This is a genomic window from Clostridium algifaecis (genome assembly GCF_017874415.1).
In the GTDB taxonomy this organism is placed as follows: Bacteria; Bacillota; Clostridia; order Clostridiales; family Clostridiaceae; genus Clostridium_B; species Clostridium_B algifaecis.
This window is the reverse complement of sequence record NZ_JAGGLM010000001.1, coordinates 297390-313858: the sequence shown is the minus strand read 5'-3', so window position 1 is coordinate 313858 and position 16469 is coordinate 297390. Positions and strand designations below refer to the sequence as shown.

The 16469-nt window shown below is 29.8% G+C and carries 16 protein-coding genes; 2 read left to right on the top strand and 14 right to left on the bottom strand.

Annotation, left to right across the window (positions count from 1 at the left end; genetic code table 11):
* Positions 1 to 21: 21 nt before the first annotated feature.
* The 11 genes from rseP to dprA form a co-directional block, all read right to left on the bottom strand.
* Complete coding sequence (gene rseP / locus J2Z42_RS01590) at positions 22 to 1032, bottom strand: RIP metalloprotease RseP (RefSeq protein WP_209700604.1); 1011 nt, start codon at positions 1030 to 1032, stop codon at positions 22 to 24.
* Positions 1033 to 1082: 50 nt separating this feature from the next.
* A complete protein-coding gene (locus J2Z42_RS01585; RefSeq protein WP_209700603.1) occupies positions 1083 to 2240 on the bottom strand; it encodes a 1-deoxy-D-xylulose-5-phosphate reductoisomerase in 1158 nt (385 codons plus the stop codon).
* 233 nt (positions 2241 to 2473) lie between these two features.
* A complete protein-coding gene (locus J2Z42_RS01580) occupies positions 2474 to 3271 on the bottom strand; it encodes a phosphatidate cytidylyltransferase (protein WP_209700602.1) in 798 nt (265 codons plus the stop codon).
* Positions 3272 to 3313: 42 nt separating this feature from the next.
* Positions 3314 to 4075, bottom strand: coding sequence for an undecaprenyl pyrophosphate synthase (gene uppS / locus J2Z42_RS01575; protein ID WP_209700601.1), 762 nt, complete (start codon positions 4073 to 4075; stop codon positions 3314 to 3316).
* Positions 4076 to 4153: 78 nt separating this feature from the next.
* Complete coding sequence (gene frr / locus J2Z42_RS01570) at positions 4154 to 4711, bottom strand: ribosome recycling factor (protein ID WP_209700600.1); 558 nt, start codon at positions 4709 to 4711, stop codon at positions 4154 to 4156.
* A gap of 19 nt (positions 4712 to 4730) precedes the next feature.
* The gene (gene pyrH, locus J2Z42_RS01565) at positions 4731 to 5444 is read right to left on the bottom strand and encodes a UMP kinase (RefSeq protein WP_209700599.1); all 714 of its coding nucleotides are present in this window, start codon (positions 5442 to 5444) and stop codon (positions 4731 to 4733) included.
* 121 nt (positions 5445 to 5565) lie between these two features.
* Positions 5566 to 6486: a translation elongation factor Ts gene (gene tsf, locus J2Z42_RS01560; protein ID WP_209700598.1), complete on the bottom strand. Its 921-nt coding sequence runs from the start codon at positions 6484 to 6486 to the stop codon at positions 5566 to 5568.
* 88 nt (positions 6487 to 6574) lie between these two features.
* On the bottom strand, positions 6575 to 7276 hold the full coding sequence (gene rpsB, locus J2Z42_RS01555; RefSeq protein WP_209700597.1) for a 30S ribosomal protein S2: 702 nt from the start codon (positions 7274 to 7276) through the stop codon (positions 6575 to 6577).
* 139 nt (positions 7277 to 7415) lie between these two features.
* Entirely contained in the window at positions 7416 to 8192 is a 777-nt protein-coding gene (gene codY, locus J2Z42_RS01550; RefSeq protein ID WP_209700596.1) for a GTP-sensing pleiotropic transcriptional regulator CodY, read from the bottom strand.
* 263 nt (positions 8193 to 8455) lie between these two features.
* Positions 8456 to 10558 (bottom strand): type I DNA topoisomerase, encoded by a 2103-nt coding sequence (gene topA / locus J2Z42_RS01545; protein ID WP_209700595.1) that lies wholly within the window; start codon positions 10556 to 10558, stop codon positions 8456 to 8458.
* 90 nt (positions 10559 to 10648) lie between these two features.
* On the bottom strand, positions 10649 to 11785 hold the full coding sequence (gene dprA, locus J2Z42_RS01540) for a DNA-processing protein DprA (protein WP_209700594.1): 1137 nt from the start codon (positions 11783 to 11785) through the stop codon (positions 10649 to 10651).
* Between the two features lie 132 nt (positions 11786 to 11917).
* On the opposite strand from dprA, the gene J2Z42_RS01535 reads away from it, so the two are divergent.
* Positions 11918 to 13435 carry a YifB family Mg chelatase-like AAA ATPase gene (locus tag J2Z42_RS01535; protein WP_209700593.1) on the top strand — a complete coding sequence of 506 codons (1518 nt, stop codon included), beginning with the start codon at positions 11918 to 11920 and terminating at the stop codon, positions 13433 to 13435.
* 305 nt (positions 13436 to 13740) lie between these two features.
* On the top strand, positions 13741 to 14109 hold the full coding sequence (locus J2Z42_RS01530; protein ID WP_209700592.1) for a YraN family protein: 369 nt from the start codon (positions 13741 to 13743) through the stop codon (positions 14107 to 14109).
* A gap of 23 nt (positions 14110 to 14132) precedes the next feature.
* Here J2Z42_RS01530 and rnhB read toward each other — a convergent pair whose 3' ends face one another.
* From rnhB to lepB, 3 genes are all read right to left on the bottom strand, one after another.
* A complete protein-coding gene (gene rnhB / locus J2Z42_RS01525; protein WP_209700810.1) occupies positions 14133 to 14921 on the bottom strand; it encodes a ribonuclease HII in 789 nt (262 codons plus the stop codon).
* A gap of 103 nt (positions 14922 to 15024) precedes the next feature.
* Positions 15025 to 15870 (bottom strand): ribosome biogenesis GTPase YlqF, encoded by an 846-nt coding sequence (gene ylqF / locus J2Z42_RS01520; protein ID WP_209700591.1) that lies wholly within the window; start codon positions 15868 to 15870, stop codon positions 15025 to 15027.
* Positions 15871 to 15901: 31 nt separating this feature from the next.
* Positions 15902 to 16423, bottom strand: coding sequence for a signal peptidase I (gene lepB / locus J2Z42_RS01515; protein ID WP_209700590.1), 522 nt, complete (start codon positions 16421 to 16423; stop codon positions 15902 to 15904).
* Positions 16424 to 16469: the final 46 nt, after the last annotated feature.

Sequence of the window (16469 nt, the reverse complement as noted above, 5' to 3'; positions counted from 1 at the left end):
TATAACCCCTTCACCTTTAAATTAAAATTGAATAGGATGTATTATATCCTTTACCGTTACAATCACCATTAACATCATAAGCAGTGCAAACCCAACATAATTTATCATTCCTACTCTATTTTCGTCTACTTTTTTACCCGTTATTATTTCAAACAGAAACAAGAATATATATCCCCCATCAAGCGCAGGAAATGGAATTACATTAAATATCGCAAGCTGTACACTTATATATGCAGAAAATGCAGCCAGGCTCAAAATTCCTGCTTTTGCCGCTGCTCCTGAAATCTTTATTATAGTTACAGGGCCGCCCACATCATTCATGGATGCCTTTCCCTTAAATAAAGTCTTAAAAAAAGCAAAAGTCTGATTTACAAGTGATCTTGTTTCTATAAATCCATATGAAATCGACTGACCTAAATTAGGATTAGTTATTTGAGTTCCAGAAGCTCCGATCATATATCTCTTTTCTTTTTTATCAAAAACAGGTTTTATTGCAACCTGTTTTATGTCGTTCCCTCTTTTATAAGTCACATTAAGATTGTTTTTTCCATTAGTATATATTTCTGTTGTAAAGTCTTCCCATGTATGTATTTTAGAATTATTTACTTTAATTATTCTATCTCCTGTTTTTAATCCAACTTGCTGTGCTGGTTGATTTTTAATTGTGCTATTTATAATTGGCACAAGATATCCTCTCTGTGATGCTATAATAGCAAACAATAATATCCCAAGTATAAAATTCATTATCGGTCCTGCTATTACAATACTCAATTTTCTAAGAGGCGTTTTATTATTAAATGCCCCTGGATCTGCGCTTTCTCCTTCATCTCCAAGCATTTTTACATATCCACCTATAGGAAGTAATTTAATAGAATACTTAGTTTCCTTTCCCTTTATTCCAAATAATTGTGGACCCATTCCTATTGCAAATTCTTCTACTTTTACTCCATTTATTTTTGCCATAGTAAAATGACCTAATTCATGGATTAAAATTAACAGACCAAAAGCTATTATAGCTAAAATTATATACAAATTTCATTCCTCCTATATATTAAGCATTAACTTATAATCTAATATATGTACTAATTACCATATTTATAATTTACATAGCCTTTTACCTTCTTGTTTACTTCTAATATATCATCTAAAGTATATTTATCTTTTTTCTCAAATTTATTCATACAATCTTTTAATATATCCATTATATCCAAAAATTTAATTTTTTTATTTAAAAACAATGAAACAGCTGCCTCGTTTGCACAGTTTAAAATAGCCGGCATGGTTCCTCCGCATTTTCCTGCCTCATATGCAAGTTTAAGAGGTATAAAGGTATCCATATCAGGTTTCTCAAAATTCAAGCTCCCAAGTTTATAAAAATCCAGTTTATCTACCACACCCTCATTTCTTTTTGGATAATTTAGTGCATACTGTATTGGAAGTCTCATATCCGTGCTTCCGAGCTGAGCTATAACACTTCCATCTTTATATTCTACCATAGAATGAACTATACTTTCAGGATGAACTACAACCTGTATTTTCTCATATGGTATATCAAATAAAAAGTGAGCTTCTATAACCTCAAGTCCTTTATTCATAAGTGTAGAAGAATCCACTGTGAGTTTATTTCCCATTTTCCATTTTGGATGATTCAGCGCATCCTCTACATTTACATCCACAAGCTCATTTCTCTTTTTTCCCCTAAACGGACCTCCTGAGGCTGTTATAAGAAGTTTATTCACGTCCTGTTTTTTATTTCCCCTAAGACATTGGAATATGGCACCATGTTCAGAATCGACAGGTATTATATTTGCATTATATTTTTTTACCTCTTCTTTAACTATGTCTCCTCCCGAAACCATGGTCTCTTTATTTGCAAGTGCTATGCTCTTGCCTGCCCTTATAGCATTCAATGTAGGTATAAGTCCTGCAATACCAACTACAGATGTTACGACCATATCTACTTCTTCAAGTGAAGCTATTATATTTAATCCTTCTATTCCACATAATACTTGTATATTTAAATTTTTATTTTTACAATATTCTTTAAGCTCAATATAAGCTAATTTTTCATTTAGAACCGCATACCCTGGTTTGAATTCATCTATTATGTCAATAAGTTTCTTGACATTGCTATTTGCAGAAACTCCAATAAGTTTGAAACTTTCTTTATCTTTTCTGATAACATCTAATGTTTGCGTACCTATTGAGCCTGTAGCACCTAAAATAGAAATTTTCTTCATGAATACCTCTCCTTATTTTACAGTAAATATTTTCATTTGATAATTATAACATGATTATTATACCATACCTTAATTCTAATAATTATAAAGTTTATAAAAACTATTTTAAACAAAATATCCCCATAGAATTATAAATTTACAATTTGAGTTATTACCTAAATTTAAATATCATATGTATATAATATTTGTAGATAACCAAGTCATAAATATATAACTTTGGGGATATTTATAATTCATATTAAATTTATAATAGTTAAATAACAGTAAACCACTACTGCCGAAAATAATATACTATCAAACCTATCCAAAATACCTCCGTGTCCAGGTATCAAATTGCCATAATCTTTTACACCTGCGTGCCTTTTTATAGACGATGCAAATAAGTCTCCAAATTGTGAAAGTATTCCGCAGAGGAAACCTATAGCTGCATAATTATAAACAGCAAGTGGAACACCTTTATAAATTGAAAAAATTCCAAATAAAGTGCAGCTTAAAATGCTTCCAATTATGCCTCCAATAGAACCTTCAAAAGTTTTTTTAGGACTTAATCTTGGGCATAATTTTCTCTTTCCAAAAAATTTACCGCTGTAATAGGCAAATGTATCGCAAATCCATGATGCAATAAATATAAGCCATACTAAATAATTACCATATTTCAAATTGTCAACAATTACTATAAAACTAAAAAAAACACCAACATATATAAATCCAAATATAGTAACAGCTATATCAATAAAATTGTATTTAGAATTAACTACAGGAATGCACATAAGTATAAATGACAATATTATAAGTGACAAAAATATAAGTTTATAATTGACATTATAGCCTATGTAAAAATAGTAAATTATACAAATTAAATAACCTAATTTACTAATTGCATTTATCCCATTTTTTTTAACTGAGGCATAAAATTCATGCATACCAATAATAGAAAGAATCATAATTAAATAGTTTAAATATATTCCTCCTACAAATAGGAATAAAATAAAAGGAGCAATTATAACAGCTCCTAAATATCTACTGTTCAAAATAGCACCTCCATAAAAGCAAATTAGCCGTACAATTGCGCATTACTTAATTGCTCCAAACCTTCTATCTCTATTCTGATAATCATATATAGCCTTATGAAGATCACTTTTTTTAAAATCCGGCCAATTTATATCAGAATACCAAAATTCAGAATATGCACACTGCCATAGGAGAAAATTGCTGAGCCTCTGTTCACCACTTGGCCTTATTATAAGATCTGGATCAGGCATATTTTTAGTATAAAGATAATTTGAAATAGTACTATCATCTATATCATCTTCTTTTAATATCCCATTTTTAATATCCCTGTTCATGAGCTTAAATGCACGAGTTATTTCTGATCTTCCTCCATAATTTATTGCCAAGTTTAAAATTAATCCCGTATTATTCTTTGTATTTTCATAAGCAGTATTGAGTTCTTTCTCACATAATTCAGGCAACTTATGTATATCTCCAATATGATTTATCACAACATTATTCTCGTTTAACTCATTAAATTCTTTTCTTAAATATTTAACTAAAAGCTTCATAAGTACAGAAACTTCATCTTTTGGTCTCTTCCAGTTTTCGGTTGAGAATACATATAACGTCAGGTACTTAATCCCCAAATTATTGCATTCTTTAACAATCTCTCTTACAGCTTCTACACCCGCTTTATGTCCCATACTTCTTGGAAGGTTTCTACTCTTTGCCCATCTTCCATTTCCGTCCATTATAATAGCAATATGTTTTGGTATATTATTTTTGTCAATATATATTTCATTATCATATTCTTTATTCTTTTTATTAAAATTTCCTAGCATATTCAAACTTCTCCAATCAATAATATAAAGTATTCATAAATTTTAATAAACAAATGCAGCATATATTTTTAAATATTTCTATATTGACATAACTTCTTTTTCCTTTTTTGCAACTATATTTTCTATTTCCTTTATAAAATTGTCTGTTCTCTTTTGCATTTCATTTTCTGATTTTTTGAGTTCATCTTCTGTTATTTCATTATTTTTTTTCATAGATTTAAACTTTTCATTAGAATCTCTTCTTATAGACCTTATCGCAACTTTAGAATTTTCCTCATATTTTTTAATTTTCTTAACTATATCTCTTCTAGTCTCTTCTGTAAGTTCAGGAATTGACAGTCTTATTAATTCTCCATCATTTGAAGGATTGATTCCCAAATCTGATTTAAGTATAGCTTTTTCTATGGCTTTAATGGCACTCTTATCCCATGGTTGAATTACAAGAACTCTAGGTTCAGGTATAGTTATGTTTCCAAGTTGATTTATAGGTGTATTAGTACCATAATATTCAGCTTCTATTCTATCGAGCATAGCTGCATTAGCTCTTCCTGCCTTCATACCTGCTAGTTCTTTTTTTAAAGCTTCTGCAGTTTTTTTCATTTTTTCATCAGAATTTTTTAAAATATCTTTAATCATAGAAAGTACCTCCTAAAATTTATTCTTTACATACAAGGGTACCAATATCTTCTCCAATGGCAGCCCTAGTTATATTTTCCGGATCATCCAATCCAAATACTAAAATAGGAATATTATTATCCATACAAAGTGAGGTTGCAGTAGAATCCATAACCTGAAGTCCTTTTTCAAGTACCTCTATATAACTTAATTTTTTAAATTTCTTAGCATCGGTGCATTTATGTGGATCCTTATCATAAACTCCATCTACCTTTTTAGCAAGAAGTATTACATCTGCTTCTATTTCAGCTGCACGAAGCGAAGCTGCAGTATCTGTTGAAAAATATGGATTTCCAGTTCCTGCTGCAAAGATTACTACTCTACCTTTTTCAAGGTGCCTCATAGCCCTTCTCCTTATAAAAGGTTCTGCAACTTCTCTCATTTCAATAGCTGTTTGAACTCTTGTATTTACTCCTAAATTTTCTAATGAGTCCTGAAGTGCAAGCGCATTAATGCAAGTAGCAAGCATTCCCATGTAGTCCGCTGTAGTTCTGTCCATGTCCTCTCCATTTCTTCCACGCCATATATTTCCTCCGCCTACAACTGCTCCTACTCTAATATCCATATCCACCAATTTTTTTATCTGTTGGGCTATTTTCTTAGTAAAATCGAAATCTATTCCATATCCATTTTCTCCAGAAAGTGCTTCTCCTGAAAGTTTGAGCATTACTCTTTTATATTTTGAATTACACATATATAATTATACCTCCAATTACCATAAAGTTAAACTTTATAAATTCAATTTTTAAAAATTACAGGCTTCTAGTGATTACCGCTTTAAAAAAAGAGAACACTTAGTGTTCTCTTTTCAATTTCTATTTGCCTTCCATCTGTTTCCTTACTTCTTCAGCAAAATCTTCCTGCTTCTTTTCTATACCTTCGCCTTTTTCAAATCTTACAAAATCAGCAATTTTTATTGTTGAACCAATTTCCTTGGATTTATTTTGAAGGTATTTGCTTATAGTTAAATCTGAATCTTTTATCCAAACCTGATCAACAAGGCAGTTTTCTTTATAATATTTTTTAACTTTTCCTAAAACCATTTTTTCAATAATTTTTTCAGGTTTTCCTTCATTTAATGCTTGAGTTTTATATATTTCTTTTTCTTTTTCAAGTACATCTTTATCTACTGAAGTTTCATCCAAACATATAGGATTAGCTGCTGCTACCTGCATAGCTACATCTTTTGCAACTTCCTGTAAAATTTCACTTTCTTTGTCACACTCAAGTTTAACAAGAACACCAATTCTCCCATCACCATGTGTATAACTTTCAATTATTCCTTTTTCTACAGAAAACTTCTTAAATCTTCTTACTGCCATATTTTCTCCAAGTTTCGCAATAAGATCTGTAAGTGCCTGAGATATATCTTTTGTTTCATCTAATGCATACTTTTCTTTCACAAATTCTTCTACTGTATTTGCATTTGTATTTGATGCTTGTTTTGCAATTGTATTTGAAAAATTTACAAATGTATCATTTACAGATACAAAATCAGTTTCGCAATTAATTTCTACTATTGATCCAACTTTTTTGTCATCTGAAATATAAGTAACAACAAGTCCTTCAGCTGCTATTCTTCCAGCTTTTTTAGCTGCAGCAGCCAATCCCTTTTCTCTCAAAACTTCAATAGCCTTTTCCATATCTCCGTTAGATTCGCTTAAGGCCTTTTTGCAGTTCATCATACCTGCTCCAGTTCTTTCTCTTAAATCCTTTACCATTTTAGCAGTTATCATAAATATACCCCGATATTGGCATTATTTAAAAAACAATACCAAATTACGGTTCTCAACTCCTTTCAACATCTGTATCCGTCCTAATAAATTATTCAGCTAATTGTTCTCCCTGTCTTCCTTCAATTACAGCATCAGCCATTTTTGATGTAATAAGTTTTACTGCTCTTATTGCATCATCATTTCCTGGAATAACATAATCAACTTCATCCGGGTCACAATTTGTATCGACAATAGCTACTACTGGAATACCAAGAATCTTAGCTTCTGATATAGCATTTCTTTCTTTCCTTGGATCTACTACAAACATTGCTCCTATATTATTTGCATTCATAGCTTTAATTCCGCCTAAATTTTTCTGCAATTTATCTTTTTCAGCCTTTAATTTAATAACTTCTTTCTTTGGAAGAACTTCAAATGTTCCATCTTCCTCCATTTTCTCTAATTCTTCTAGCTTCTGAATTCTAGTCTTTATAGTTCCAAAATTTGTAAGCATACCACCAAGCCATCTATTATTAACATAGAACATATCACATCTTTTAGCTTCCTGTTCAATTGCTTCCTGTGCTTGTTTTTTTGTTCCTACAAATAAAATATCCTTACCATCCAATGCAATTTCTTTTACAAAATTATATGCTTTTTCAACCTTTTTAACTGTTTTCTGTAAATCTATTATGTAGATTCCATTTCTCTCGGTAAATATATAAGGAGCCATTTTTGGGTTCCATCTTCTAGTCTGATGTCCAAAATGAACACCTGCTTCTAATAATTGTTTCATTGAAATAATTGACATAATTTCCCTCCTAGGTTTTTCCTCCATTACCTTCATATTTACAAATCTACCATAAGGCACCTATTCATAAATTAGATAATGTGTGTAATTATTACTGTAAGTAGTATATCACAACATAAATAGCTATTCAATAAATTTTTTATTTTATTTTTTTTAGCTCATCCAAAAGTTTTTCATTTAATATTTTTATATGAGTTCCTTTCATACCAAGAGATCTTGATTCAATAACACCTGCACTTTCAAATTTTCTAAGTGCATTTACAATAACTGACCTTGTTATTCCAACCTTATCTGCTATTTTAGATGCTACAAGCAGACCTTCGTTACCGTCCAACTCATTAAATATGTGTTCAACGGCTTCCAGCTCTGAATATGAAAGAGTTCCTATTGCCAACTGTACTACAGCTTTTTTTCTAGCTTCTTCTTCTATTTCATCATTTTTTGCTCTTAAAATTTCAAGTCCTATTACAGTCGCACTGTATTCACCTAATATTAAATCTTCATCAGCAAATTTATCATTAAATCTCGAAAGTACTACTGTACCAAGTCTTTCCCTATTTCCTGCTATAGGGACTATCGTTAAAAATTTGCTTCCAATTTCTCCAAAATCATCATTTTCGAAATTAAACATTTCATTATTAGTTATATTTGAAATAGTTTCATTTACTCCCAATAACTTATTATTATACTGTTCTGAAAATCTCATATCCTTTATAAATTTGCTAATAACATTATCATTTTCAAAACTTTCAGAAAAGTTATAGCCTAATATTTTACCTTTCTGCCCTATTATATATACATCACAATTTAATACATCACCTAGCAAATTGCATATATCATTGAAAGCTACCGGCTCAGCACCAGATTTTTGTAATATCTTGTTAAGCATTCTTGTTTTATCTAATAAAGATATCATTTAAATTCTCCTTTCCATCACTTTACATATAAACAACTTTATACATAAAACATATACTAATTCTATATAAAACTAAATTAAAAATTGTTATTTACTGAATAATTTAGACTTTTTAAAATATTTAGAATTATTTCTTATCCTTAAACATGATAACATAATAACTATCATATTTCAACATTATTTTGATTAAAAACAATTTATATGGGGCTGTTGTAAAATTTATATTTTTCAACAGCCCCATATATAATAAAAATAACTAAGTTTTATTTATTATCTTTTTCATCATTCTCGATATTATATTCTCTATGTTTGCATTCACTATTCGAACATTCTAAATAATTCCCTTTGGATTTATTATATTTTTTAACCATATAGCTACCGCAAGAAGGACACTTCTTGTCTGTAGGTTCAAACCAGCTTACAAATTTACAATCGGGATAATTATTGCATCCATAAAATTTTCTTCCCTTTCTACTTCTTTTTACAACTACTTTTCCATCACATTCAGGACACTTTACATCCAATTCTTCCACTATTGGCTTAGTATTTTTACACTCAGGGTAACCTGGACATGCTAAAAAGTCTCCAAATCTCCCATGTTTTATTACCATAAATCTACCGCATTTATCACATTTTATATCAGTAACTTTATCCTCTATAGTTATTTTTGCTACTTCTTTTTCAGCTATATCAATAGATTTCTTAAGTGGTTCAAAGAATTCTCCTACAACATTTCTCCAGTTTTCTCTGCCATCTTCTATACTGTCTAACTTTGACTCCATCTCTGCTGTAAATTCTGTATCAACTATTTGTTTAAAATATTGACTTACTATATTGTTTACTATATCACCAAGCTCCGAAGGAACCAAAGTTTTCTTATCTCTTTCTACATATTTTCTGCTAAGCAATGTAGATATGATAGGAGCATAAGTACTAGGCCTTCCTATTCCATTTTCCTCAAGAGTTTTAACAAGTGATGCTTCGGAATATCTTGCAGGTGGTTGAGTAAAATGCTGCTTTCCATCAATGTTCTTCGCCATAAGTTTTTCATCCTTATCAAGCTCAGGCAAACTAGTTTCCTGATTTTCTTCTCCTGTTGAATAATCATATACTTTCATAAACCCATCAAACCTAACTTTTGATCCACTTGCTTTTAATCCATATTTGCCATTTACTATATCTATCGAAATTACATCAATTATACTTGAAGACATCTGGCTTGCCATAAATCTTTTCCATATTAAATTGTATAACTTATACTGCTCTGGTTTAACACTTTTCTTAACTATATCAGGAGTTATAGATACATTTGTAGGCCTTATGGCTTCGTGCGCATCCTGTATATTCTTTTTTCCTTTAAAATTTCTAATCTTATCAGGAATATACTTATCTCCAAAAGTACTTGATATAAACTCCCTGCAGTCCCTTTGAGCCTCCTCTGCAATTCTAACTGAATCTGTTCTCATATAAGTTATAAGTCCAACAGTACCATACTTATCTATGTCAATACCTTCATAAAGCTGCTGTGCTATAGACATAGTTCTTTTAGTTGAAAAACCTAATTTTTTATATGCATCCTGCTGAAGGGTACTTGTAGTAAATGGTGGAAGAGGATTTTTATTTTTAGAAGACTTTTTAACACTTTTTACTATAAATTCCCCTGACTTCAATTCATCTATGATCTTGTCTGTTTCTTCTTCGTTATTTATTTCAATTTTCTTTTTATTTAAAGTTGTAAGCCTTACTTTAAAATATTTTTTCGATAATTCCTTATTCAAAAGGCATTCCACTGTCCAGTATTCTTTTGGTACGAAATCCTTTATCTGCTTTTCTCTCTCACATATCATTTTTAAAGCTACAGATTGAACTCTTCCTGCACTAAGTCCCCATTTTACTTTTCTCCATAGTATAGGACTTATTTTATACCCTACAAGCCTGTCAAGTACTCTTCTTGCCTGCTGGGCATCTACAAGATTTAAATTTATACTTCTTGCTTGCTTTATAGAACCCTTTACTGCAGTCTTTGTTATTTCATGAAATTCTATTCTGCACTTTTCATGTTCATCTAAATTTAATGCATGTGATAAATGCCATGAAATGGCCTCTCCCTCTCTATCAGGGTCTGTTGCCAGATAAACTTTATCGCTTTTTTTAGCTTCTTTCCTAAGTTTACTTAAAAGTTCTCCCTTTCCTCTTATAGTTATATATTTAGGAGTATATTCATTTTCTACATCAACCCCAAGTTGACTTTTAGGAAGATCTCTTACATGACCCATAGATGCCTCTACTATATAATTTTTGCCTAAATATTTCCCTATTGTTTTAGCTTTTGCTGGTGACTCTACTATAACTAATTTCTGTCCCATATTTAGCTCTGATCATATTGCAAATTAAATCAGAGCACCACACCCCCTTGTTTTATCTCTGTAATAACTCTTTATGTATTGCATTTAATACTAACTGCTCTTGTTTTCTAGAATATTATTCTTATTTACTGTTCTAACATAATAATTTCCTGAAAGACATATTATTTGTTTTTTTAACTGCAATTCAAATAATAAACCATATAATTGTTTTATGTCAATATTAGTTATCCTTAAAATATCATCTATATGAACTGGAGTATCACCTATAATGCCATATATTTTCTTTTGGTAATTATTTAATTCACTAATTTTTTCAACAGTTTTTGCTTTGTAATTCTTTATTTCATATTCAATGTTCAATAGTTCAAATAAATCTTGTAAATTCGTAAATGGATATGCTCCTTCTTTTATCAATTTATTTGTCCCTTTACTTTCATATGAAAAAATAGACCCAGGTACTGCCATTACATTTTTGCCCTGCTCAAGTGCTATATCTGCGGTTATTAAAGCTCCACTCCTCTTTCCAGCCTCAACTACTAAAAGAACATCACATAATCCACTTATTATCCTATTTCTTATGGGAAAATTATAGGAAAGAGGCGGTGTACCTGGCATAAATTCAGAAATAACACAACCTTTCTTTGAAATTTGCCTGTAAAGTTCTTTATTTTCTGCAGGATATATAACATCTATTCCTGACCCTAAAACAGCACAGGTATATCCATTTGTCATAATACATCCCCTATGTGCACAGGTATCTATTCCTCTTGCCATACCACTTACTATATTAATTCCATTTGAAGATACCTCTCTGCTTATGATTTCTGCTGCATTTTTGCCGTATATACTGCATTTCCTGGCTCCAACTATGGATACGTTTAACTTCTCATTCAATTCTGATATATTTCCAATATAAAATAGAACAGCTGGAGAGTTATCATAATTTTTCAATTTAGAAGGATATAAATCATCATTGAAATTTACGACATTTATACCCTTCTCATAACACTTTAAGGCTATGCTTTCAAGCTTATCTTTATTCCATGCATTCCTAAATTCCCTGTTCAATTTAATATTTTGGATATTGTTTTCACATATATTAATATTCTTATTTTCATAAATTGAATTCATCCATATTTCCTGGGTATTCTTAAATTTCTTTATTATATTAAGTTTTATTTTGTTTGTCAACTTTATAGAACAAAACCACAAATCATAAATATTCATATAACATTCCCTCTGCTTCATAAATTAATATTTTTAATTATTAGCATTTAAAAAGTTTTTTATTCACAATAAATATTACAATTAAAGTTTAACTTATAATGTTTATGTCAATAATTAAGCAGAGGTGATATTATGGCTGTAATGATTAATACAGCATCTCTTACTGGAATAGAAGGAAATATAATATCTGTAGAAGTAAACATAGAGAACGGACTGCCCTGCTTCAATATAGTTGGTTTGGCAGATACTTCTGTAAGGGAAGCAAAAGATAGAGTGCGTGCCGCTATAATAAATTCAGGATTTAAATTTCCAATAAAAAAAATAACAGTAAATCTAGCTCCGGCAGATATAAAAAAAGTAGGAACCCTTTTTGACCTGCCAATTGCCCTGGGTATATTATTCGATACAAAACAAATAACCTTTAAAGATTTTAATGAATTTTTAGTTCTTGGTGAATTATCTCTTTTTGGAAAATTAAATAGAGTAAAAGGTGTGCTTCCATTAACTATTGAAGGATTTAAAAATAATATTAAAAATTTTATAGTACCTTATGACAATGCAGAAGAATGCTCAATTGTTAAAAATGTAAACTGTTATCCTTTTGATAATTTAAAACAGGTAGTATCATTTATACAAAATAGAGATATAATGACATATAAAAATAAAAATGAGAAAACAATTTTAAAATCTAAGCTCGATTTTTCTGATGTGGTAGGCCAGGAAAGCTGTAAAAGAGCTATTGAGGTAGCTGCAGCCGGAAATCATAACATTATAATGATAGGCCCTCCAGGTTCAGGTAAAACTATGCTTGCAAGGAGAGTGCCAACTATACTTCCAAAATTAAGTTATAAAGAAGCCCTTGAAGTAACAAAAATTTACAGTGCAGCTGGCATATTAAATAAAAAACAATCCTTAATAACAGAACCGCCTTTCAGGAACCCGCATCATACCACTACACCAATAGCTTTGATAGGAGGGGGTTCAAATTTACTTCCAGGGGAAATATCACTTGCCCACAATGGTGTATTGTTTTTAGATGAAATTCTTGAATTTAAGAGAAATGTACTTGAAGTTTTAAGGCAGCCTATTGAAGAGAATTTTATAACCATAAGCAGATATAACGGCAAAGTTAACTATCCATGTAATTTTATGACTATAATGGCCAGTAATCCTTGCAAATGCGGAAATTTCGGATCAAATAAACACTGCATCTGTACTGAATACGAAAGGAAAAAATATATATCTAAATTGTCAGGTCCACTAATAGATAGAATGGATATATTCATTTTTGTAACTTCACCATCTTTTAAAGATTTTAACGATAATTCTAGAAATCAAAGTTCTAAAATCATGAAACAGCAAGTTCTAAAAGCTAGAAAAATTCAATATGAAAGATTAAAAAATTCTAAAATCAATTACAATTCTCAGATGGACAATAATCTTATAAAAAAATATTGCAAACTAAGTATAAACTCAAATAAATTATTAAACAATATATTTTCCAATTATAATCTCAGTGCAAGAGCCTATAACAGGATTCTTAAAGTTTCAAGAACTATAGCTGACCTGGATAATTCTGAATGTATAAATGAAGAACATCTTATAGAAGCTCTCCATTATAGAAAATTTTTAAATAATAAAATAGTATAATTACTTGTAATTATTTCCAATTTGATTTTTAAAATGTTATAATATTTTGTATAAAAGGTATTTAATTACACAAAATATTATGGATGAGGTGAGTAAAATGAGCTTTTCGATAATAGTATTATTTTTAATACTGGGTTTTGTAATATTTCTATTGGGACTAAAAACTAAAAATTATCACATGATTACATCTGGCGGAGTCATATTATTATTTTTTATAATAATATCCATCAATATATATATACCAAATATAATTAATAATCTAAATAAATGATTTTATTCTTACTAATATATATGGAGATAATTTTATGAAATGTTTTAATAAAGATATAGGAAATTTAGGTGAATACATAGCTCAAAAATACCTGACATCTATAGGCTATATAATAATTGCAAAAAACTTTAGATGCAAAATAGGAGAAATAGATATAATAGGAAAAGATAAAGATTATGTGTGCTTTATAGAAGTTAAAACCAGACGTTCTAAAAAATATGGAGAACCATGTGAGGCCGTCAATTATTTTAAAAAAATTAAAATTCTCAAAACAGCAAATATGTATATACTAAAAAATAATTTGTACAATTGTAATTTTAGGTTTGATATAGTTGAAATATTATTAAGCCAAAATGACAACAACTATAATATAAACTTAATTAGGAATGCTTTTCATGCATAAAATCAAACTAATTTTAAAATATATTATAATATATTTTTCAGAAAACTTAACCTATGCAATTTGCAAATTCCATATTTTTTTATAGCAGCAATGTGTTCTTTTGTACCATATCCTGAATTGTTTGAAAAATTATATTGTGGGTAATTTTTTGCATATTCCTTCATCAAATTATCTCTGTACACCTTTGCTATAATAGAGCCTGCTGCTATGCTTGCACTTTTTGAATCACCCTTTATTATAAATTCATTATCTATATCTAAATTTTTTACAGCATACCCATCTGATAAAACTAAATTTACCGGAATTTTTAGACCCTTAACAGCTCTTTTAAGTACTTCATTATTACACCATGAAATTCCTCTTTCGTCTATCTCTTTATTATTTATAATGGCAATATTATAACTCAAAGCTTTTTCTTTTATAACTTCAGAAATCTCTTCTCTTTTCTTTGCTGAAAGTTTTTTTGAATCCTTAATTCCAAATGCCAATTCTCTTTGATCTTTGTAGTTTAAATCAAATACCACCGCTCCTGCCGCTATAGGCCCTGCAAGAGGTCCCCTTCCAACTTCATCTACACCAGCTGTATATATGCAATTTCCAAAACTCTTATCAAATTTATACATTTTTTCCACCCGGTTTATTTCTTTTCTGGTTTTCAACATAAAATTTGATAAACTTTTAGATAAATTTTTTATATTTTTTCTCTTATCTGTATTTAACACATTCACTATATTTAATATCATATCATCATTCAGTTCAAAGTAATGCTGTTCTAGATCCTTGATCATTTTGTTAATTTCTGAAAAACTCATATCGGATTTTCTCGTTAAAATTAAGTTTTCTATATCATCTATATTTAAGTTTTCCATATCAACATTAACTGACATTATAAACCATCCCTTATAATATATAAAATTATTCTGGTAATTCCAATGAAATGTGTCCAAGCTTTCCAGATCTAAATTCATCCAGAAGTATATTCGAAACTCTATTATAGTCTATTTCTCCTCCACGGATTATAGCTCCTCTATTCCTCGCTATATTCTCCATGTTTTCCAGTGGATTGTCACTTAAAGACTTTAATTTATATCTGCTAATTATTCTGTCACTATAATTTACAGACAGAACCTCTATAAGCTTTAATGCCAGTTCTTCTACATCCATAATTTCATCCTTTATAGCTCCAGTAAATGCCAAATTCAACTGAGTTTTTCTGCTTTCAAGCTTAGGCCACAATATTCCTGGTGTATCCATAAGTTCAATTCCAACTTTAGTTTTAATCCATTGTTTGGATTTTGTAACTCCCGGTCTATTGCCTGTCTTAGCTATACTGTTTCTTGCTATCTTGTTTATAAAAGAAGACTTTCCTACATTAGGTATGCCAACCACCATCACCCTGTCTACTATCTTATTTATGCCCTTTAATTTAAGTCTGTCATGCTTCTCTTTAAGTAAGTTATTCAGCATTGGTTTAATTTTATTCATTCCATTTCCATTATTGCAGTTGACCGGCAAGACTCCTATATTTTTAGACGATAATTCTTTTATCCATTTATTGGTAACTTCATCCTCGCTCAAATCAATTTTATTAAGTAGAATCAATCTAGGCTTATTAGAACATAAATTATCAATTTCCGGATTTTTACTTGACACTACTATTCTAGCATCCCTTATTTCTATTACAACATCTACTAATTTTAAGTTATCTTTTATTTCTCTTCTAGTTTTAACCATATGACCTGGAAACCAGTTTATATTCATATAAATAACCCTTCTTTCTACTTATACATATTTACCTATATGATTTAAAAGTGCCCATTTTACTAAATGGATATAACCTAAACGAAGCCCTTCCAACCACCATTTTATAATTTACAAAGCCTACATCTGAATATCTACTGTCACGGCTGTTATTTCTATTATCACCTAAAACAAAAATAGTATTTTTAGGTACTGTAACTTCATTAAAATTTCCTATCATAGGCTCTAATATATATGGCTCATTTTTAACCTTGTCATTTACATAGAGCTTTCCATTTTCAATTTTTATTCTATCTCCACCTACTCCAATTACTCTTTTAATAAATTTTTCGCTTGGATTAGCCGGATACTTTATTACTACTATATCCCCTGGCTCAGGTGCTCTAAAATAATAGCTGACTTTTTCAACAATAAGTCTATCTTTATTGTTAAGTGTAGGATCCATTGAATGTCCATCTACACTTACAGTTTCAAATATAAATGTTATTATCAAAAACGCCGCTATAATAGCTATTAATACAGATTTGCCAATATCCAATAATTCTTTTAACAAATTGCACACCACCTTAATATAAAAAAGGGACTATAATAAGCCCCGA